The sequence below is a fragment of the Plantibacter elymi (nom. nud.) genome, assembly GCF_900177795.1.
In the GTDB taxonomy this organism is placed as follows: Bacteria; Actinomycetota; Actinomycetes; order Actinomycetales; family Microbacteriaceae; genus Plantibacter; species Plantibacter elymi.
Genome location: NZ_FXWJ01000005.1, coordinates 489,630 through 509,392 on the forward strand (window position 1 = coordinate 489,630; position 19,763 = coordinate 509,392).

The 19,763-nt window shown below is 69.7% G+C and carries 20 protein-coding genes; 12 read left to right on the plus strand and 8 right to left on the minus strand.

All coding sequences use genetic code 11. The annotated features are described in order from the left end of the window. Positions 1 to 21: 21 nt before the first annotated feature. A complete protein-coding gene (locus CCK91_RS17415) occupies positions 22 to 2,373 on the minus strand; it encodes a transglycosylase domain-containing protein (RefSeq protein ID WP_086475076.1) in 2,352 nt (783 codons plus the stop codon). A gap of 108 nt (positions 2,374 to 2,481) precedes the next feature. Here CCK91_RS17415 and CCK91_RS19745 point away from each other — a divergent pair, with 108 nt between their 5' ends. Together CCK91_RS19745 and CCK91_RS17420 are read left to right on the plus strand one after the other, a co-directional pair. After that, a complete protein-coding gene (locus tag CCK91_RS19745; protein ID WP_162852301.1) occupies positions 2,482 to 2,637 on the plus strand; it encodes a hypothetical protein in 156 nt (51 codons plus the stop codon). A gap of 22 nt (positions 2,638 to 2,659) precedes the next feature. Then, positions 2,660 to 3,130, plus strand: a complete 471-nt coding sequence (locus CCK91_RS17420; protein WP_086475077.1) for a RidA family protein — start codon at positions 2,660 to 2,662, stop codon at positions 3,128 to 3,130. 76 nt (positions 3,131 to 3,206) lie between these two features. Here the strand turns inward: CCK91_RS17420 and acs are convergent, their stop codons facing one another. Further along, positions 3,207 to 5,198: an acetate--CoA ligase gene (gene acs / locus CCK91_RS17425; RefSeq protein ID WP_086475078.1), complete on the minus strand. Its 1,992-nt coding sequence runs from the start codon at positions 5,196 to 5,198 to the stop codon at positions 3,207 to 3,209. A 411-nt stretch (positions 5,199 to 5,609) separates the two neighbouring features. Here acs and CCK91_RS17430 point away from each other — a divergent pair, with 411 nt between their 5' ends. Both CCK91_RS17430 and CCK91_RS17435 read left to right on the plus strand, forming a co-directional pair. Beyond that, on the plus strand, positions 5,610 to 6,254 hold the full coding sequence (locus CCK91_RS17430) for a SatD family protein (RefSeq protein WP_086475079.1): 645 nt from the start codon (positions 5,610 to 5,612) through the stop codon (positions 6,252 to 6,254). After that, positions 6,251 to 7,048 (plus strand): hypothetical protein, encoded by a 798-nt coding sequence (locus tag CCK91_RS17435; RefSeq protein WP_086475080.1) that lies wholly within the window; start codon positions 6,251 to 6,253, stop codon positions 7,046 to 7,048. The genes CCK91_RS17430 and CCK91_RS17435 overlap by 4 nt, the downstream gene beginning before the upstream one ends. Before the next feature lie 43 nt (positions 7,049 to 7,091). Here the strand turns inward: CCK91_RS17435 and CCK91_RS17440 are convergent, their stop codons facing one another. Genes CCK91_RS17440 through uriH form a run of 3 tightly spaced genes read right to left on the minus strand, consistent with a single transcriptional unit; the run spans position 7,092 to position 10,172 of the window. Next, positions 7,092 to 8,015 carry a ribokinase gene (locus CCK91_RS17440; RefSeq protein ID WP_207568254.1) on the minus strand — a complete coding sequence of 308 codons (924 nt, stop codon included), beginning with the start codon at positions 8,013 to 8,015 and terminating at the stop codon, positions 7,092 to 7,094. Positions 8,016 to 8,025: 10 nt separating this feature from the next. Continuing rightward, complete coding sequence (locus CCK91_RS17445; RefSeq protein ID WP_369821912.1) at positions 8,026 to 9,228, minus strand: MFS transporter; 1,203 nt, start codon at positions 9,226 to 9,228, stop codon at positions 8,026 to 8,028. Then, the gene (uriH, locus tag CCK91_RS17450; protein WP_079003118.1) at positions 9,225 to 10,172 is read right to left on the minus strand and encodes a uridine-preferring nucleoside hydrolase UriH; all 948 of its coding nucleotides are present in this window, start codon (positions 10,170 to 10,172) and stop codon (positions 9,225 to 9,227) included. The genes CCK91_RS17445 and uriH overlap by 4 nt, the downstream gene beginning before the upstream one ends. 150 nt (positions 10,173 to 10,322) lie before the next feature. On the opposite strand from uriH, the gene CCK91_RS17455 reads away from it, so the two are divergent. The 3 genes from CCK91_RS17455 to CCK91_RS17465 all read left to right on the plus strand — a co-directional run bounded on the left by CCK91_RS17455 (position 10,323) and on the right by CCK91_RS17465 (position 13,609). Then, a complete protein-coding gene (locus CCK91_RS17455; protein ID WP_369821913.1) occupies positions 10,323 to 11,402 on the plus strand; it encodes a LacI family DNA-binding transcriptional regulator in 1,080 nt (359 codons plus the stop codon). A gap of 111 nt (positions 11,403 to 11,513) precedes the next feature. Beyond that, the gene (locus CCK91_RS17460; RefSeq protein WP_086475081.1) at positions 11,514 to 12,548 is read left to right on the plus strand and encodes a TadA family conjugal transfer-associated ATPase; all 1,035 of its coding nucleotides are present in this window, start codon (positions 11,514 to 11,516) and stop codon (positions 12,546 to 12,548) included. Continuing rightward, positions 12,545 to 13,609, plus strand: a complete 1,065-nt coding sequence (locus CCK91_RS17465) for a type II secretion system F family protein (RefSeq protein ID WP_086475082.1) — start codon at positions 12,545 to 12,547, stop codon at positions 13,607 to 13,609. Before CCK91_RS17460 ends, CCK91_RS17465 begins: the two co-directional genes overlap by 4 nt. 45 nt (positions 13,610 to 13,654) lie before the next feature. On the opposite strand, the gene CCK91_RS17470 is transcribed toward CCK91_RS17465, so the two are convergent. Both CCK91_RS17470 and CCK91_RS17475 read right to left on the minus strand, forming a co-directional pair. After that, positions 13,655 to 14,218: a hypothetical protein gene (locus CCK91_RS17470; protein WP_242664594.1), complete on the minus strand. Its 564-nt coding sequence runs from the start codon at positions 14,216 to 14,218 to the stop codon at positions 13,655 to 13,657. Continuing rightward, on the minus strand, positions 14,215 to 14,565 hold the full coding sequence (locus CCK91_RS17475; RefSeq protein WP_086475083.1) for a PadR family transcriptional regulator: 351 nt from the start codon (positions 14,563 to 14,565) through the stop codon (positions 14,215 to 14,217). The genes CCK91_RS17470 and CCK91_RS17475 overlap by 4 nt, the downstream gene beginning before the upstream one ends. Positions 14,566 to 14,740: 175 nt before the next feature. On the opposite strand from CCK91_RS17475, the gene CCK91_RS17480 reads away from it, so the two are divergent. The 3 genes from CCK91_RS17480 to CCK91_RS17490 are packed head-to-tail and all read left to right on the plus strand — an operon-like array spanning position 14,741 to position 15,729. Next, positions 14,741 to 14,953 carry a DUF4244 domain-containing protein gene (locus CCK91_RS17480; RefSeq protein ID WP_086475084.1) on the plus strand — a complete coding sequence of 71 codons (213 nt, stop codon included), beginning with the start codon at positions 14,741 to 14,743 and terminating at the stop codon, positions 14,951 to 14,953. Between the two features lie 45 nt (positions 14,954 to 14,998). Beyond that, on the plus strand, positions 14,999 to 15,310 hold the full coding sequence (locus tag CCK91_RS19750; RefSeq protein ID WP_165767083.1) for a TadE family type IV pilus minor pilin: 312 nt from the start codon (positions 14,999 to 15,001) through the stop codon (positions 15,308 to 15,310). Further along, a complete protein-coding gene (locus CCK91_RS17490) occupies positions 15,307 to 15,729 on the plus strand; it encodes an Rv3654c family TadE-like protein (RefSeq protein WP_086475086.1) in 423 nt (140 codons plus the stop codon). Before CCK91_RS19750 ends, CCK91_RS17490 begins: the two co-directional genes overlap by 4 nt. A 19-nt stretch (positions 15,730 to 15,748) precedes the next feature. Here CCK91_RS17490 and CCK91_RS17495 read toward each other — a convergent pair whose 3' ends face one another. Continuing rightward, positions 15,749 to 15,994 carry a hypothetical protein gene (locus CCK91_RS17495; RefSeq protein ID WP_064294660.1) on the minus strand — a complete coding sequence of 82 codons (246 nt, stop codon included), beginning with the start codon at positions 15,992 to 15,994 and terminating at the stop codon, positions 15,749 to 15,751. Between the two features lie 161 nt (positions 15,995 to 16,155). On the opposite strand from CCK91_RS17495, the gene topA reads away from it, so the two are divergent. Then, positions 16,156 to 19,011, plus strand: a complete 2,856-nt coding sequence (topA, locus tag CCK91_RS17500) for a type I DNA topoisomerase (protein WP_086475138.1) — start codon at positions 16,156 to 16,158, stop codon at positions 19,009 to 19,011. Further along, positions 19,008 to 19,643, plus strand: coding sequence for a dTMP kinase (tmk, locus tag CCK91_RS17505; RefSeq protein WP_086475087.1), 636 nt, complete (start codon positions 19,008 to 19,010; stop codon positions 19,641 to 19,643). Before topA ends, tmk begins: the two co-directional genes overlap by 4 nt. Positions 19,644 to 19,763: the final 120 nt, after the last annotated feature.

The window sequence follows — 19,763 nt, forward strand, 5'->3', positions numbered from 1 at the left end:
GTGTCCGGCAGCCGCATCCGATCACCCGGGTGAGCCGTTCCCGTTGCCGTTCCCGGCACCGCCGCCGTTCCCATTACCGTTCCCCGGGGCTGCAGGCCCGCCGTCCTCGCCGGTCCCATCGGTGTCCCCGCCGTCGCCCGGCGCCGGTGTCGGTGCCTCGCTCGGGGCTTGCGTCGGGTCGGACGTGGGCGTCGGGGCGGGGGTCGAGTCCTCGTCGCTGCCGCCGGAACCGTCGCCCTGCAGCGTGGCTCGATCGGCTTCGGGGAAGTCGCCGCCCGGGTACTTGGCGAGCGCGGCCGACATGACCGCCGGCCAGATGTAGTGCCGCATGGACGCCACCTGGGTGCCGCCGATGTAGGTGTCGCGGAGGTTGACGTGCCCGCTGACGTTGAAGGTGCCGACGACCGTCGCTACGGTCGTGCTCGCGCCGCTCATCCAGGTCGCCTCGGCGTTGTCGGTGGTCCCTGTCTTGCCGATGAGCTCACCATCACCGCGGGTTCGGTTCCCCGACTCTGAAGCCGTACCGTTGGTCACGACGCCCTGGAGCACGTCGTCAGCGGCCGCCGCAACCTTCGCATCGACGGATTGACGGCAGTTGGCGGAAGGGACCTCGGCGGTTGAGCCGTCGGGCTTCGTGATCGAGTCGATCGCGATCGGGTCGCACGTCTTGCCGCCGGCGGCGAGCGTCGCGAAGGCGGTCGCCATGCTCAGCGGAGCGACCTCGTTGGTGCCGAGCACGGTCGCGGGGGAGTTGTTCAGTGGCGCGCCGTCGGCACGGTGCACGCCCATCGACTCGGCGGTCTTGCTGATGTCGCAGAGGTCGAGTTCCTGTGCCATCGCGATGAACGCGGTGTTGATCGACTGCTGCGTGGCGCGTCTTACGGTGTAGGACCCGGATTCGCCCTCGTCGTTCCGCGGACTCCACCCGGCCTCGGCTTGTTCCGTCCCGCCCGGCACGCAACTGTTGGTGAAGGTGCCCCAGTCGGATCTCCGGTTGGCGTTGATCGACTCGTTGACGCCCTTGCCCGACTTCAGCCAGTCCGTCAGCGTGAAGATCTTGTACGTCGAACCGGGCTGGAAGCCACCCGAACCGCCGTACGCCTGATCGGTGTTGTAGTTGATCGCGCTGTAGTTGGCGCCGGTCGCGAGGACGTCGGGGTCCTGCGAGTAGTCCTTGTTCTGGGCCATCGCGAGGATCCGCCCGCTCCCCGGTTGCACGCTCACCGAAACGGCACCGAGGTCGAGCTCCGTCGTGGTCTTCGGCACGTACTCGTCGATCGCGGCCTGCGAGGCGTTCTGGAGGTCGAGGTCGAGGGTCGTGAAGACGCTGTACCCGCCACGCTTGAAGTTCGTCCACCGTTCGTCCTGCGTCGCGCCGAAGATCTCGTTGTTCTGCAGCACCTGGGTCACGTAGTCGCAGAAGTAGGCGGACGACCCGGCCGCGGAACAGCCGGTGATAGGAGGCACGATCGTCGGGGTGATCGGGATCGCCACCGCGGCGTCGTGCTGCTCCTGGGAGATCTTCTGCTCCTTGAGCATCTGATCGAGCACGTAGTCGCGTCGCGCCTTCGTCAGGGCGTAGCCGTTCGCCGCGCCGTTGTCGGCGCTGTCGGGCTTGTCGATCCTGAGGTTCTCGGGGTTGTTGACGATGGCCAGCAGCGTCGCAGCCTGCTCCAGCGTGAGGTTCGCCGCCGTGGTGTTGAAGTAGTAGTTGGACGCGGCCTCGATGCCGTAGACGCGTCCCCCGAAGCCGGAGATGTTGAGGTAGCCGCGGAGGATGTCCTCCTTGCCGTAGGTCTTCTCGAGCCCGATCGCGAGCCGCATCTCCTTGAGCTTGCGCTCCGGGGTCGTCGCGGTCGCCTCCTCGTAGGCCGCGTCGCTCTCCTTCTTGTCGGGGATCGCCTCGGCCTTCTGCACCAGGACGTTCTTCACGTACTGCTGGGTGATGGAGGAGCCACCCTGCGTCGATCCTCCGGCGGCGTTGTTGACGACCGCGCGGACGGTGCCCGCGAGGTCGATGCCACCGTGCTCGAAGAAGCGGGGGTCCTCAGCCGAGACCGCCGCGTCCTTGGCGAACTGGGAGATCTGGTCCCAGCTGTCCTCGATGCGGTTCTGGTCGTAGAAGGACGCGAGCAGCACCGGGTTGCCGGCGGAGTCCTTGGCGTAGATGCTCGACTTCTGCGCGAGCGAGTCGAGTTGGAGGTAGTCGGGGAGGCCGTCGAAGACGGAGATGCCCGTGGAGGTGGCGAGGCCGGTCATCGCGATGGCAGGGGTGACTGCGGCGGTGGCGAGGACACCGGCGGCGACGCTCAAGCCGACGAAGCCGAGGACGCTCTGCGCGACCGTCTTCGCGGGGGTACGTGGTTCAGGCATAGGATCGAAGGTAAGCGGGGAAACTGTGAGCGAGCTTCACTTGGGGCTCGCCATGAAGATCCCCTGCGCGTCCGCCTCTCCGTGCGGAGCGCCCGATCGAGGAGAGACATGACCCGCTGGGAGTACCTCACCACGCCGTTGATGATCCACAACACGGCTGCCATTCTGAACAACTGGGGCGGGGAGGGTTGGGAGCTCGTCCAGGTCGTCACCGGTCCGGAGGGTGGGCTCGTCGCCTACCTCAAGCGCCCCATCGCCGACTGACCCGACGCCCGGAGGAACCCCCATGTCCCAGATCGCCGACCGACTCGCCGAGCTCGGTATCACCCTGCCCACCGTCGTCCCGCCCGTCGCCGCCTACATTCCGGCGGTGGTCTCAGGCGACCACGTCTTCACCTCGGGCCAGCTGCCCATGACCGACGGCAAGCTCCCCGCCACCGGCAAGGTCGGTGAGGGCGACGGACTCGTCTCGCCCGCCGACGCCAAGGCGTACGCCCGGACGTGCGCGCTCAACGCGCTCGCCGCGGTGGAGAGCCAGATCGGCTCGCTCGACCGCGTCACCCGCATTGTGAAGGTCGTCGGCTTCGTCGCCTCCGACCCGGCGTTCACCGGCCAGCCCGGTGTCATCAACGGTGCGTCAGAGGTCCTCGGCGAGATCTTCGGCGATCTCGGCGTGCACGCCAGATCCGCCGTCGGCGTCGCCGTGCTCCCGCTCGACTCGCCCGTCGAGGTGGAGCTCATCGTCGAGTTCGCGTAGCGCCTCCCCGCGCCACATGCACGAGAGCCGGGCGGAATGACTGATTCCGTCCGGCTCTCGTGCTTGGAACGTCGGGTTACGTGCTCTTCACCATTTTGTCGGTGATGATCTGCATGACCGTCGTGTCGGCGAGCGTCGTGGTGTCGCCCACCTCGCGGCCCTCGGCCACGTCGCGGAGGAGACGGCGCATGATCTTGCCCGAGCGCGTCTTCGGCAGTTCGTTCACGAGGTAGACCTCCCGTGGGCGGGCGATCGGACCGATCTGTTCGCCGACCCAGCTGCGGAGCGCCCCGGTGATGTCCGCGAGTCCGGACGCCTGCTCGAGGTGGGACTCCTTGATGATGACGAAGGCGACGACCGCCTGCCCGGTGGTCTCGTCGGCCGCACCGACCACGGCGGACTCGGCCACCATCTCGTTGGCGACGAGTGCCGACTCGATCTCAGCGGTCGAGAGTCGGTGCCCGGAGACGTTCATGACGTCGTCGACACGGCCGAGCAGCCAGACGTCGCGGTCCGAGTCGAGTCGGGCGCCGTCGCCGGCGAAGTAGAACGGGCCGCCCTCGACGTTCCAGAACTTCTCCCAGTAGGTCTCCTTGAACCGCTCGGGGTCGCCCCAGATGCCGCGCAGCATCGACGGCCAGGGCTCGGTCACGACCAGGAGTCCGCCGCCGCCGGCACCGACCGCGTCACCGGCGTCGTCGACGACGTCGATGGCGATGCCCGGGATCGGGACCTGCGCGCTGCCGGGCTTGGTCGACGTCACACCGGGGAGGGCCGACACCATGATCGCCCCGGTCTCCGTCTGCCACCAGGTGTCGACGATCGGCGCGACCTTGTTGCCGATGATCTTGCGGTACCACATCCACGCCTCGGGATTGATGGGCTCACCCACCGAGCCGAGCAGGCGGAGCGACGACAGGTCGAACTGCTTCGGGATCTTGCGACCGAGCTTCATGAAGGAGCGGATCGCCGTCGGAGCGGTGTAGAAGATGCTCACGCCGTACTTCTCGATGATCTCCCACCAGCGTCCCGGGTGTGGGGCGTCCGGCGTTCCCTCGTAGAGCACCTGCGTCGCGCCGTTCGCGAGGGGTCCGTAGGTGACGTAGCTGTGACCGGTGATCCAACCGATGTCGGCCGTGCACCAGTACACGTCGGTCTCGGGGTGCAGGTCGAAGACGTTCTTGTGGGTGAACGCCGTCTGCGTCAGGTAGCCGCCCGAGGTGTGCAGGATGCCCTTCGGCTTCCCGGTGGTGCCGGAGGTGTAGAGGATGAAGAGCGGCTGCTCGGCGGGGAAGGGCTGCGCCTCGTGCTCGGGTTCGGCGTCGGCGATGGCCTCGTGCCACCAGAGGTCGCGCCCGGCCGTCCAGTCGACCTCGTTCTCGCCGCGACGGACGACGAGCACGTGGTCCACGGTCGCCTGCTCGGGCAGCTCGCCGCGGCTCGCGAGTGCCGCGTCGACGGCGGGTTTGAGCGCGGAGACCTTGCCCTTGCGGTACCCGCCATCGGCGGTGATGACGAGCTTGGCCTCCGCGTCGTCGATGCGGGAGCGCAGGCTGTCGGCGCTGAACCCGCCGAAGACGACCGAGTGGACCGCGCCGATGCGCGCGACGGCGAGCATCGAGACGATCGCCTCCGGGATCATCGGCAGGTAGATGGCGACCCGGTCGCCGGCTTCGACGCCGAGGCTGGTGAACAGGTTGGCCGCGCGCTTGACCTCGGCCGTGAGCTCGGCATAGGTGATCGTGCGGGTGTCGCCGGGCTCGCCCTCCCAGTGGAGGGCGACGCGGTCGCCGTTGCCGGCTTCGACGTGCCGGTCGAGGCAGTTGTAGGCGACGTTCAGCTCGCCGTCGTCGAACCAGGTCGCGAAGGGAGGGTTCGACCAGTCGAGGGTCTTCGTGAACGGCTTGCTCCACGTGAGGAGCTCGCGGGACTGGTCGGACCAGAAGGCGAGCCGGTCACTCGACGCCCGCTCGTAGAGCTCGGCGCTGGCGATCGCCTGCGCGGCGAACTCCTCCGACGGTGGGAATCGTCGGTCTTCGTGCAGCAGGCTGTCGATCTGAGTGCTCATCGTGTGTGTCTCGCTCCCTTGCGAATCCGCGTTCCTGACCCGACCTGCCGAGGCGGGTCGAGTCCGTGCCATGCACGAGCGTAGCGCGTTCTCGGTTGCGGATTTGTCACTCATCCGAACAAACTCGTTGGCCCAGTCTGTGAATGATCTGGGCATGGTAGGGAAACCACTCGATCTGGGGTCGTCTGAGTGCTTGTGTTCACCGTCGACTGGCGTACACTTGGACCCGGCCGAATACACATTCGTGCATGCAGTGCCAGCGATTCCCCCCAATCCGGCACTGTAGAGGCGGCACCCATTCCCCCCAATGGGTGCCGCCTTCTTCTGTCTCCGGCGCCGGCTGCAGGCGGCCGAGGTCGATCATCGGAATATTGCTTATAGTTCTGCCACTATCAGCTCTATGCTTCTGACATGACCGATCTCGTGCTGGCCGTCGTCGTCGACATCGTCGGTTCCCGCCGTCTCGACGATCGCAACCGCGCTCAACGCGCGATCCAGGACGTCTTCCTCCAGGTGGAGGCCACCTGGCAGGCCGAGCAGCCGCTGCGTCCCACGGTCGGCGACGAGTTCCAGGTCGTGTACGCGGACGTCGCGACCGCGCTGCGGGCCACCACCCTCGCGCGGCTCCTGTTCCCCGAGGGGGTCGACTGCCGGTTCGGCCTCGGCTGGGGCGAAGTCACGGACATCGACGCCGGGCAGGACGCCATCATCCAGGACGGCTCCGCCTGGTGGCGGGCCCGAGCCGCCATCGACGAGGCGCATCGTCGGGAGGACAAACGTCAGCCGTACCTGCGATCGTGGTTCGAGGGCGAAGCGCCCCAGGACGGAGACGCCATCGTGAACGCACTCCTCACCTTGCGCGACCACACGATCGATCAGATGCGGAACCCCCGACAGCGACAGCTCGCCGCGGGCGCGCTCCTCGGCCGATCGCAGGAGTCGATGGCGGCCGACGTCGGCATCTCGCAGTCCGCGGTGTCGCAGAACCTGCAACGATCGGGCGGCGCCGCGCTCGTCTCGGCCCTCGACCTGCTCGCCGGAGCGCCGACTCGATGACCACGGCCGTCCTGCTGCTCATGATCGGGGTCGTCGACATCTGTCGTGGACTGATCCGCGGCCCGCGCTGGTCGCCGGCGGTCGGGCTGGTGGTGGTCTGGCTGCTCGCCGTGTCGGGCCTCGGGCTCGACTGGTGGTGGCCGACGCTGACCGCCCTCGTCGCCCTCGGATGGATCGTGGCCATGCCGTCCTCGGACACCTCGCGACCACGCGGACTCTGGCCCGTGCTCCTGCTCGGTCTCCTCGTCGTCGCCTCCGCACTCGTGTTCGGTGCGGGCGGGACAGCCGACAGCCCCGCAGCGCAGGTGTACGCGGGGTTCGACCTCGGCGTGCTGCAGGAGGTGCCCCTGGCCCTCGCCGTCGCAGCCGGATCCACGCTCGTCTTCCTCACGCGGAGCAGCAACCTCATCGTGCGGGCGTCGCTGCGCCGCGCGCGTGAGGACGATGAGCCGCAACCGACCGCGACGCCCGCCTCCGCTTGGACGGTCAAGATCCGCGGTCGCGAATGGGGGAGCGTCGAGCAGGGCGGCGTGCCGCGGCGTCCGACGACCCAGCTGCTCGGCGGCCGACTCATCGGCCCGCTCGAACGGGTCTTCATCGTCGTCCTCGCGCTGAGTGGCACCGGCATGGTGATCGCCGCCCTCGTCGCGGCCAAGGGCATCGTGCGCTTCCCGGAGATCTCCGAGGATCGCGGGGTCGGCGGCAAGGCGGAGGAGTTCCTCGTCGGCAGCTTCACGAGCTGGGCGATCGCCGCTGCTGCGGTGCTCTACCTCTGGGTGATCGCGGCCGGGTGAGGCGCCACGGGGTCCCGCATCGGTTCGCGCGGGACCCCGTGCCTCATCGCTGCTCGAGGAAGGCCGCGAGCTGCTGCTGGTCGGGGTACGACGCCTGGGCGCCGGCCCCGGTCGCCGCGTAGCTGCCGACGGTCGAGGCGAATCGAGCCGCGTCGACGAGTTCGTCGCCGGCAGCGAGTCGCAGCGCGAGGGCGCCCATGAACGCGTCGCCGCAGCCGGTGGTGTCGACGGCGTCCACCGTCGGCGACGGCACCGACGTCGGGTCGGCCTCGCCGTCGATCACGACACTGCCTGCGGCCCCGGTCGTGACGACGGCTCGTCGGATGCCGTGACTGCGCAGCGCCGTGGCGGTCGCCTCCCACCCGGCCTCCTCCGGGTCGACCCCTGCCAGGTCGGCCGCCTCGTGCTCGTTCACGAGCAGGACGCCGGTCGACTGGAGGAGCTCCTCGGGCACCGGACCGTAGGGGGAGAGGTTGAGGAGCACGAGCGCGCCGGCCGCAGCGCCCCGCCGGGCCGTCTCGAGCACGGTGTCGATCGGCACCTCGAGGCACAGGCAGGCGACGCCGGCACCGTCGAGCGCCGTCCACGCCTCGCCGATCCGATCCTGCGTGAGGGTGCCGTTCGCCCCGGGCGACACGATGATCGTGTTCTCCCCGGCGTCGTCGACGGTGATGACCGCGGTACCCGTCGCGGCGTCGTCACGTCGGGCGATCCGGGTGACGTCGACCCCGGAGCTCGAGAGCGACTCGAGCAGGAGGGCCCCGTGTGGGTCGTCGCCGACCGCGCCGACCATGGTGACGTCGCCGCCGAGTCTGCCCGCGGCGACCGCCTGGTTGGCGCCCTTGCCGCCGGGGATGACGGCCAGTTCGGATCCCGTGAGCGTCTCCCCGGGCTGCGGGAAGCGTGCCGTGCGGACGACGAGGTCCGCGTTCAAGGACCCGACGACGACGATGCGTGGACTCTGCATGATGACCTTCCTACGCTGCCGAGGCGGTCTCGGCCGGACGGACCTCGGCGCTCGCGGGTTTCGGGATGAGGAACGACACCAGCAGGGCGACCGCGGTGATGCCCGCGCCGACCAGCATGGCACTCGTGTACCCGGCCGTCGACGTCCCTCCGGCGGGCGCGACGGCGATCTGGACGGCGGGGAGGACGACGAAGCTGAGGCCGGCGCCCAGGTTGAAGGCGCCCGCGTTCAGCCCGGGCAGGAAGCCCGGGTTCTCCTTCGGTGACAGGACGATGCCCAGCCCGTTGAGCATGATGTTGCCGATGCCCGCGTACGTCGCACCGATGAGGACGGTCGTCGCGATGAGGACGGGGAGCGAGTGCACGCCGACGAGCGCCATGATGACGATCGAGACGATGCTGCCGATGAGGCCGATGCGGAGCACGTTCAGGTAGCCGAGCGTGGGCGCGAGACGACCGGCGAACGGGCCGACGAGCCAACCGACGAGGGCGACCACGATGAACCCGCCGACGAGCAGCCAGTCCGCCGCCGCGAGCTTGCCGGCCTCGTTGAACGCGGTGAGCAGTGCGGCGATCGACACGACGAGCGGGAGCACGCCCCACCAGTCCATCCTCGTGCCCTTCGAAGGCTGCGAGTTCGCGGCCCACAGGACGACGAAGACGATCGCGACGGCTGCGATGACAGCCATGGTCCAGAAGACGGAACGGAAGCCGTGGTTCGTGACGAGCCATCCGCCGGCGAGGGCGTCGATCCCGGCGATGCCGCCGTTGACCGCGGTGATGAGGCCCATCATGGCGCCGTACCGCTTGGGGTCGGTGACCTCGGCGCGCAGCATGAGCAGGGTGATGGGCACGACCGGCCCGGACACGCCCTGGATGATGCGGCCGACGAACAGCATGTCGACGTTCACAGCGAGGGCCGCGACGACGGTGCCGACGAGCATGACGACGAGCATGCCGGTCAGGACGCGCTTCCGGCCGATGATGTCGCTGAGGCGGGGGAGGAAGACGGAGAACAGCGCCGCCGTGGTGAAGAACATGGTCTGCGACAGGCCGATGGTGGCGTCGTCGGTCTGCAGCTCACGCGCCATGCTCACGAGCGCGGGGCTCAGCATGCTGGCGTTCAACTGGAAGGCGACGCACGCGGCGAGCAACGCCGTCATGAGGGCGCCGATGCGGACGGCGGGCTTCGTGGAGCTCAGGAGGTCGCTCACAGCTCGATCTCCCCGATGTTCTCGAGGGCGTCGGTGACGAGGCCCCAGAAGCGTGCGTGGTCGAGCTCGGTCGCGGCCCAGGTGCTGCAGTCGTCCGGAGCCGGGCTGCGGAAGTCGGCGACCGTCATGCCGAGGGTGAGCGTGCCCGTGAGTTCGATGTCGATCGGCACCTTGACGGTGCGCACGATCGTCGGGTCGATCACGTAGGCGACGGCGCACGGGTCGTGCACGGGCGGGCTGTCGAAGCCCTGTGCGTCTTTGTAGGTGGTGCCGAAGAACTCGAGCAGCTCCTCGACGAAGCGTGCCGGGCCGGTGCCGATCGCGGCGATCCGCTCGACGACCTCCGGGGTGGCGAGGGCCTGGTGTGTGAGGTCGAGGCCGACCATGACGACGGGCCAGCTCTCGTTGAAGACGATGTGCGCGGCCTCGGGGTCGATCTTGATGTTGAACTCGGCCACCGCCGACCAGTTGCCGACGTGGTAGCCGCCGCCCATGAGGACGACCTCCTTGACGCGCTCCACGATGCGCGGCTCCTTGCGGGCTGCGAGAGCGATGTTCGTCAGGCCGCCGGTCGGGACGAGGGTGATCTCGCCCGGTTCGTGCGACATGACGAGGTCGATGATGAGGTCGATGGCGTGCCGGTCGTCGAGGGCGATCGCCGGTTCGGGGAGGACGGGGCCGTCCATGCCCGATTCGCCGTGGATGTCCGGCGCGTTCTCGAGCGGGCGCACGAGCGGGCGGTCGGCACCGGCGGCGAACGGCACGTCGGTGATCCCGGCGATGCGGGCGACGGCGAGGGCGTTCCGGGTGACCTTCGGGAGCGTCTGGTTGCCGACGACGGTCGTGACGGCGAGCAGCTCGATCTCGGGGTTGCCGTGTGCCAGGAGGATGGCGATCGCGTCGTCGTGGCCTGGGTCGCAGTCGAGGATGATCTTGCGGGGCATGGTTCTCCACATCGTTGGGGTGCTGGGGAAGCGGGCGACAGGGCACGTAAAGCGCTTCAGGTCCGCCGGGAGCAGCCTACGTCAAGCGCTTTAGGTTCGCCAAACCGGGTCGTTCGGCCCAGGGTTCCGCGGCCCCGATACGATCGACGGGTGCCCCTCGAACCGAACGATCTCCAGCCACGCGCCGCCCGTCGTGTGACGGCGGCGATGGTGGCGGAGCGGGCCGGGACGTCGGTAGCGACCGTGTCGCTCGTCGCCAACGGCAAGGATGCCGGTCACGTGTCGGCGCAGAACGCCGAACGGGTGCGCCAGGCGATCGCGGAGCTCGGCTACGTCGCCGACCACGCTGCGCGGGCGCTCGCGAGCGGGTCGAGCAACCTGGTCGTGTTCGTGACGCCGGATGCGTCGAACCCCTACTTCGGCGCGGTGATCCGCGGGCTCAGGGCCGGCCTCGGCGACGCGTACCAGCTGCTCGTGTCGGTGACCGGGGAGGGCGACGTGCCCACGGCGGCGGCGCTCGGCCGATTGGCGGCCCTCCGGCCGGCCGGGGTCGTGGTCGACGCGCCGAGCGAGGCCTTCCTCGAGGAGCTCCGGCTCGACACCGCGCTCGTGTTGCTCGACGCACCCCGCCTCCCGACGACGACGGCGGAGGCCGCGTCCGGGGCCGTCGCCGCCGACCGTCGTGCCGTCTCCGTCGACTTCGACCTCCTCGGCGGTGTCCGAGCACTCCTCGACCACCTCCACGTCCTGGGTCACCGGCAGCTCGGGTACCTCGGCGGCCGCACGGCGACGGACACGTTCCTCCTGCGTCGACTGCTGCTCGAGCGTGAGGCCGCCGTGCGCGGGATGCGGGTGCATGCGGACGATCGCGCGGAGAGCATCATCGACCTCGAAGCGGCGGCCGCGGCGTTCGTCGACAGCTGGCCGCGGTGGCGCGACGCCGGGGTGACCGCGCTGGTCTGCGCGACCGACACGCATGCGTACGGGGTGCTGCAGTCGGCGCGGGCGATGGGCATGCCGGTGCCGGGGGAGCTCGCGGTGGTCGGGTTCGACGACCTGGCGTCGTCGGTGGTGAGCGACCCGCCGTTGACGAGTGTGCGGTTGCCCGGCGAGGCGCTCGGTCGCGCAGGCGCCGAGCAACTCCTCGCCCGGATCGAGGGCCGGACGGTGGCACCCGCCCCGGTGATCGGTGCGGACCTCGTCATCCGCGCTTCGACGATCGGCCGCTGACACGGGTCGATGTCCGCCTGACGCCGCTCCACAACCGGGGTCCGATGCGTGAGGTCGCGGGATCCGCGCCCCGCGCCTCGCGGCTCGAGCCGGCGCTTCTACGCTCGCCACATGCCCGATCGCTTCGTCGTCTCCGTCCCGCCCGACGCCGCTCCGCCTGACCCTCCGGAAGCGGCGGTCGACGCCGAACCCGCGCGTGCGGGCGAGTCGCGCGGGGTCACGGCGCTCGCCGACTTCGGGGCTCTCGCTCCCTACCTCGCCGATCCGGGGGTCACCGACCTCTTCGTCAACGGCTCGTCCGGCCTCTGGCTCGACCACGGTGCCGGGCTCGTCCGCGAGGCGGGGTGGCGCTCAGACGAGGCGACCATCCGTGCGCTCGCGGTCCGTCTGGTGGCGAGAGGCGGGCGGCATGTCGACGAGGCGACGCCGTGTGTCGACGTGCGTCTGCAGGACGGGGTGCGGGTCCACGTGGTGTTACCGCCGGTGTCGACCCGGGGGACGCTCCTGTCCATCCGGGTGCCGCGGGACGAAGCGCTGGGGTTCGATGCGTTGCAGGCCGCCGGGATGTTCCCTGCGGCGGTCGCCGAGCTGCTGCGCGACGCGGTCGCCGCCCGGACGAACATCCTCATCACCGGCGCGGGCGGCTCCGGGAAGACGACGCTGCTCGGCGCACTGCTCGGCCTCGCCTCACCCGCCGAGCGGCTCGTCGTGATCGAGGACGTCGCGGAGCTGCGGATCCTCCATCCCCATGTCGTCGCGCTGCAGTCGCGCCAGGCCAACCTGGAGGGGGCCGGCGGCATCGACCTCGAGCGCCTGCTGCGCGAAGCCCTCCGCATGCGCCCCGACCGGCTCGTCCTCGGCGAGTGCCGCGGGCCCGAGGTGCGCGAGCTGCTGTCGGCGCTCAACACCGGGCACGACGGTGGTGCCGGAACCCTCCACGCGAACTCCGTGACCGACGTTCCCGCCCGATTGGAGGCGCTCGGTGCGCTCGCCGGTATGAGTCAGGAGGCCGTCGCCCGTCAGGCGACGAGTGCCATCGGACTCATCGTGCACCTGGCGCGACTTCCCGTCGGACGGCAGGTGGTCGCCGTCGGCCGTCTCCTGATCGACGAACACGACCGCCTCTCGGTCGAGGAGTTGCCGTGAGCCGGCTGCGGGTCCTGCGGCGGGTGATCGCGGCGCTTCCCGGCGCGGCCCCACCCGATGACGACGGTCCCGCCCGCGTGGCGCGCACCACCCGTCGTCTGGCCGTGCTGCTGGGTGCCGGCGTCGCACCCGGCAGCGCCTGGAAGCATCTCGCTCTGGAGGCCGACGCCGATGCGCGGACCCGATCAGCAGCGGTGTCCGTCGGCCTCGCGACGGGTGAACCGGACGATGAAGCCTGCCCGACGAGGGATCATCGGGCCGACGCGGCGGTGTTGTCAGCGGTGGCCGATGCTGCAGCGCGTGGCGGCGATCTGCCGGCGGCGATCGCCGCCATCGCTGATCAGGAGACGGGTGCTGGCGCCCGGACGGCCTGGGCGGGCCTGGCCGCCGCTTGGCAGGTCGCTGCGATCAGCGGTGCACCACTCGGTGTCTGTCTGCGGGACCTCGCCGGGTCGCTGCGCGAATTGGACCGCATCGGTCGCGACGTCGGCACGGCGCTCGCCGGGCCGTCCGCGACCGCGAGGCTGGTGCTCTGGTTGCCGCTCGTCGCCGTCCTCCTCGGGATGGCCCTCGGCTTCGACACGCTGCGGACGCTCTTCGCGACGCCTCCTGGGCTCTGCTGTCTCGCGGCCGGTGTGGCGTTCCTCATCCTCGGCGCGCGCTGGAGTTCGGCGCTCAGTGCGCGGGCGGGCAGGCGCGACCCCGCACCGGGGTTGTCGCTCGACCTCGTCGCGGTGGCGATGGCGGGTGGGGGAGCGGCGCCGGCGGCCCGGTCGATCGTCGAGGAAGCGTGCGAGCGGTTCGCCGTCCCCTACGACGGTGCCACGATCACGAGCGTCCTCGCCCTGTCGGCCAGGGCGGGCATCCCCGCCGGTGAGCTGCTGCGTAGCGAGGCGGAGCAGCAGCGTGATCAGGCGCGGTCCGATGGCGAGCGTGCTGCAGCGATCCTCGCGACCCGCCTCATGATCCCGCTCGGGGTCTGCATCCTGCCGGCCTTCCTCCTCGTCGGTGTGGCTCCGCTCCTCCTCAGCGTCATCACCTGGACGACGCTCGGGTTCTGACGATCCGGTCGACGCCGAACTGCCTGCTTCCGTCGCGGGACTGCTTCAGCCGCGGGAGCGTGGGAGTGCGCGCCAGCAGCGTGCTCCGATGAGCACGGCGATGGCGATGATCACGATCGGCACGAGGATCCACGCGACGTCGCCGGACCAGCCAACGCCGATGCCGTCCTCGTCGGCGAAGGCGAGTACGTCGACGAAGAAGAACCGTGCGTGCGCTTCATCGAGCGTCGACTGCTCGACCACCGAGAGCATCCCGAGGGTGAACAGGGCGAACGAGAACCAGTAGGCGAGGATCGCGACACCGCCCCAGATGATCCCGATCGACCAGGTCGGTCGCAAGCGGGCCGGGTCGTCGGCGTAGCGGGCGGCCAGGGCGCGTGGTGAGCCGAGGTCAGCCAGGGCGATCGTCATCGGTCGCTGATCGACCGAGAGTTCGTCTCGGAGCGACCGGATGATCGAGCGGCGTTCCCGCCCCGTGACCACGGCCTCGAGGTGCCAGTCGAGGCGCTGCAGGTACGAGTCACGTCGCCAGCGGTCCGCGAGGCTCAGTCCGCGTGCAGCGCGCTCGGCGAGCAGGTCGTCCGCTGTGGGGCGCTTCTGATCGATCATGCTGATGCTCCTTCAGGGTCGATTCCTCGTTCGGCGATGTCGGTCATCGCCCTCCAACGGGCGATGGCGTCGAGCCTCGCCGCGTCTCCTCGTTCGGTGATCGCGTAGTACTTCCGTGCTGGGCCGCCCGAGGAGGCGACCCGACGTGCGGTCACCAGTCCGTCTCGTTCGAACCGGCTGAGGACCGGATACACGACGCCGGTCGCCAGGTCGGCCAGGCCGAGGGCTCGGAGTCGTTCGACGAGCTCGTACCCGTAGGTCTCGCCGCGGTGCACGGTGGACAGGATGAGCATCGGCAACACGCCCCGGAGGAGTTGCGAGTCGCGTACCGCCAACTGTTCATCCATGACTATTACTCAAGCATGAATAGCCGCTGGGTGCAAGGCGAGTTCGCTCCACAACCGACCTGTCGACCCGGCCTGTCGCCGTCGTCGGCTCCGCCCGCGCGTAGCTGGACGCGTTCGCCGAACATGGAGGTGTTCGTGCCACGAGCGCAGCACTCCGGTGCGGGGAAGGAACATCATGATCACGATCGGTCGTCGAGTCGAGCAGAGCATCACGCGCGAGGTGCGGCGCGTCCTGCAGGACGAACGGGGATCCGCCACGGCGGAGTACGCGGTGGCCACGATGGCGGCCGTCGGGTTCGCAGGACTCCTCGTCGCCATCCTTCGCGGAGACGAGGTGCGGGGCATCCTCACCGACCTCATCCGACGAGCCCTGACGGCGAACGGTTGAGTCGTGCGGCTGAAGGTTCCGACATGGCGTTCGGAGCACGGCGCGGTGACGGCGGAGTTCGCAGTGGTCGTGCCGGCCGTCGTCCTCGTGCTGGCGATGGGGCTCTCCGCGGTGCAGGTGGGGCTGACCCAGCTCCGCGCGACCGACGCGGCGGCGGACGCCGCCCGGAGCCTGGGGCGAGGCGACGACGCCGGGACCGCGGCGGGTCGGGTCGCGCGCGTCCTCCCAGGGGCGACCATGACGAGCGGCGTGGAGGGCGACCTCGTCTGCGTGCGCGTCGACGCGGTGGGCGGATCCGGCCTCGCCGGCGTCATCCCGGTGTCCGCATCCTCCTGCGCCATGGGCGGCGGCCGATGAGCGTGAGGTGGCGCCTCCTGGTCCTCCGCGCGAAGGACGGGATCCAGGAGGAGAGCGGGGCCGGGTCGGTTCTCGCGGCAGGCATCCTCGGCGCCCTGGTCGCCGTCCTCCTGGCGATTCTGCCCGTCGCGACGCTGTTCGCCGCTCATCAGCGAGCGGCGAATGCGGCCGACGCAGCCGCGTTGGCGGCAGCCGACACCGCGTCCGGCCGTCTCCCAGGCTTCCCCTGCGAAACTGCTCGCATGGTCGCGGCGCGCAATGACGCGTCGCTCGGCACCTGCAGTGTGGAGGGCGTCACCGTCCTCGTCGACGCCACTGTCGACACGGCCTTCGGCGCCATCACGGTCGCCGCGAGAGCCGGACCTCCTCCGGAGGCGTCCGGTGAAGTCGTCGGGGTGCCCGTGACCGCCACCTATTAAGAGGTAGCGGCGCGAACGGTCAGCCCTGACCGGAGTCGGTCGTGAAGACCGCCTCCAGGAAGCGGTAGTCGACGGCGCTCGGGGCACCGGAGTCGTCGTACTCCTCGCCGGTCGTCCGGGCGTACCGGTAGACCTTGCCGGCGGTGCCGCTCGGCACGTCGACGGTGGGCGTCGGTGATCCGTGGTCGCTGAGTCGGGCGCTGATCGTCTTGCCCTCCAGTGGACCGTCGGTCAACTTCACGGTGTAACTCGTCTGGGTACTCATGGCAGACATTCTGCTCCGAACGCCGCAGAACGCAAGGGGATGGACACGCGCGTGGCCTCCCCACGATTGGACAAGCCTGCTGTGCACGTGTGTATGGTGTGCCTGATGGAAGGAGCCTCGTGGCAGGCAAGAAACTCGTGATCGTAGAGTCACCGACCAAGATGAAGTCGATCGCCGGATATCTCGGTGACGACTACGAGGTGCTGTCCTCGGTCGGTCACATCCGCGACCTCATCGAGCCGAAGAACCTTCCCGCCGAGCTCAAGAAGGGCTCGCTCGGCAAGTTCTCGGTCGACGTCGACAACGGCTTCGAGCCGTACTACGTCGTCTCCGACGCGAAGAAGAAGACCGTCGCGGACCTCAAGCGCGCGCTCAAGAACGCCGACGAACTCCTCCTCGCGACTGATGAGGACCGCGAAGGCGAGGCCATCGCGTGGCACCTCCTGCAGGTCCTGCAGCCCAAGGTCCCCGTCAGCCGCATGGTCTTCCACGAGATCACCAAGGACGCCATCCTCGCCGCGAAGGACAAGACGCGGCCCCTCGACACCGACCTCGTCGACGCCCAGGAGACCCGCCGGATCCTCGACCGTCTGTACGGGTACGAGATCTCGCCCGTGCTCTGGCGCAAGGTCGGCCCCGGACTGAGCGCCGGACGCGTGCAGTCCGCCGCCACCCGACTCGTCGTCGACCGGGAGCGCGAGCGCCTCGCCTTCCGCGCCGCCTCCTACTGGGACGTCATCGCCCGCTTCCTCCCCGAAGCCGACGCCACCGGAGCGCCCTTCACCGCACGTCTCGTCCGGCTCGACGGCGACCGCGTCGCCACCGGCCGCGACTTCGACGACCTCGGACAGCTCAAGGGCAGTGCCGTCCCGCTCGACGAACAGCGGGCCACGGCGCTCGCCGCAGCACTCGAGCAGTCCAAGGCGACCGTCCTCTCCGTCGAGTCCAAGCCGTACTCCCGCCGGCCGGCGGCTCCCTTCACGACCTCCACGCTCCAGCAGGAGGCCGGTCGCAAGCTCCGGTTCTCCGCTCGCCAGACGATGAGTGTCGCGCAGTCGCTGTACGAGAACGGTTACATCACGTACATGCGTACCGACTCGCCCTCGCTGAGCAAGCAGGCGATCGACGCGGCCCGGAAGCAGGCTGCTGCCCTCTACGGTGCCGAGACGGTGCCCGACAAGCCTCGCCTCTACAGCGGCAAGAGCAAGAACGCGCAGGAGGCGCACGAGGCGATCCGCCCCTCGGGCGACACCTTCCGCACGCCGTCCTCGCTCGCCTCGACGCTCCGCGGCAACGACTTCAAGCTGTACGACCTGATCTGGAAGCGCACCGTCGCAAGCCAGATGGCCGACGCGAAGGGCTCCACCGCGACGATCACGCTCGAGTCGAAGACCGACGCGGGCCGCGCCGAGTTCACCGCTTCCGGCACCGTCATCACCTTCCGCGGCTTCCTCGCCGCCTACGAAGAGGGTCAGGACGAGGACCGCAATTCGCAGGACGACGCGTCCGAGGCGAAGTTGCCGCCCCTCACCGAAGGCCAGCAGCTCGGTATCGAGGACCCGGAGGCGAAGGGGCACGAGACCTCGCCGCCCCCGCGCTACACCGAGGCCAGCCTGGTGAAGCGGCTCGAGGAGCTCGGTATCGGCCGTCCGTCCACGTTCGCATCGATCATCTCCACGATCATCGACCGCGGCTACGTGACGCAGCGCGGCCAGGCGCTCATCCCGAGCTGGGTGGCGTTCAGCGTCGTCCGTCTCCTGGAGGAGTACTTCGAGGAGCTCGTCGAGTACGACTTCACTGCTGAGATGGAGAACGACCTCGACCGGATCGCCGGCGGCTCGGTCGACCGCGTCGACTGGCTCAAGGGCTTCTACTTCGGCGACGACTCGGGTCGCGGCCTGCGTCAGGTCATCGACAACCTCGGCGACATCGACGCCCGCCGCATCAACTCGATCGTCATCGACGACGGCGTCACGCTCCGCATCGGCAAGTACGGCCCGTACCTCGAGGTCACGCCCGACGGTCCGCCGCCGGCCGAGGGAGAGGAAGCCCCGACGCCGCGTCGGGTCAACCTTCCCGAGGACCTCGCGCCCGACGAGCTGACGCCCGCGAAGGCGCACGAGCTCATCGACGCACCCGTCGTCGGCGATCGCGTCATCGGCGTGAACCCGACGACCGGCAAGGAGATCGTCGCGAAGGACGGACGCTTCGGCCCGTACATCACCGAGGTCGACCCGGAGCCCGAGGCGGAGCTCTCCGTCGACACGGCGACCGGCGAGGTGACCGAGCCTGCTGCGGGTGCCAAGAAGAAGGCCCCCGCCAAGAAGAAGGCGGCGGCCGAGAAGCCCCGCACCGCGTCGCTCTTCAAGTCGATGGACCTCGCGACCATCGACCTCGAGACCGCGCTCAAGCTCCTCGACCTGCCGCGGGTCGTCGGTGCCGACCCCGAGTCGGGTGAGGAGATCCTCGCGCAGAACGGTCGCTACGGTCCGTACCTGAAGAAGGGCACCGACACCCGGTCGCTCACTTCCGAGGACGACATCTTCGCGGTCGACCTTCCTGGCGCTATCGAGCTGTTCGCACAGCCCAAGTACGGAGCCCGGAAGGCGTCGAGCGCCCTCAAGGAGTTCGAGGCCGACCCCGAGAGCGGCAAACCGATCAAGATCAAGGACGGCCGCTTCGGCGCCTACGTGACGGACGGCGTGACCAACGCGACGATCCCTCGTGGCGAGGAGGTCGACGACGTCGACTTCGAGCGAGCGGTCCAGCTCCTCGCGGACAAGCGTGCGAAGGGCCCGGCGAAGCCGAAGGCCGGTCGCAAGGCTCCCGCGAAGAAGGCACCCGCGAAGAAGGCTCCGGCCAAGAAGACACCCGCGGCGAAGACGGGGGCCGCCAAGACGGCTGCCACGAAGTCCGCGACTGCCACGTCGACCGCCCGTTCGGAAGCGGCGAAGAAGGCTGCCGCGACCCGTGCTGCGAACAAGGCGGCTGCGGCGAAGGCCGACGCCGTCACGTGAGCGGGGGAGGACGCCCTCGGGGCCTGTTCATCACCCTCGAGGGCGGCGACGGTGTCGGGAAGTCGACGCAGGCGCGACTCCTGAGCGACTGGTTCGAGCAGCAGGGGCGGACGGTCGTCCGGACTCGCGAGCCGGGCGGCAGTGAGCTCGGTGTCGAGATCCGCGAGATCGTGCTGCATCACCGAGGCGACATCAGCCCGCGTGCCGAGGCCCTGCTCTACGCGGCGGACCGCGCTCACCACATCGCCACCGTGGTGCGCCCGGCCCTCGCGAGGGGCGAGGTCGTCCTGCAGGACCGGTACCTCGACTCGTCGGTCGCCTATCAGGGCAGCGGGCGCGTGCTCGACGCCGAGCAGATCCGCGGCATCTCCCTCTGGGCTGCCGAAGACCTCCTGCCCGACGTGACCGTGCTCCTCGATCTGGACGTCGCGGTCGCGCGCGGTCGTCTCGACAACGCCAACAAGCGCTTCGACCGGCTCGAGGCCGAGGCGCAGGACTTCCACACCCGGGTGCGGGAGTCGTTCCTCGCCCTCGCGGCCGCGGAGGCCGAGCGGTTCCTCGTCGTCGACGCTGCGCTCCCACCTGAGCAGCTCGCCGCCGACATCCAGGCTCGCATCGCGCCGCTCCTCTGAGCGCACACCATCCCGCTCCTCTGAGCGCACACCCCTCCGGTCCCTGAGCCTGTCGAAGGGCGCACCCCTCCGGTCCCTGAGCCTGTCGAAGGGCGCACCCCTCCGGTCCCTGAGCCTGTC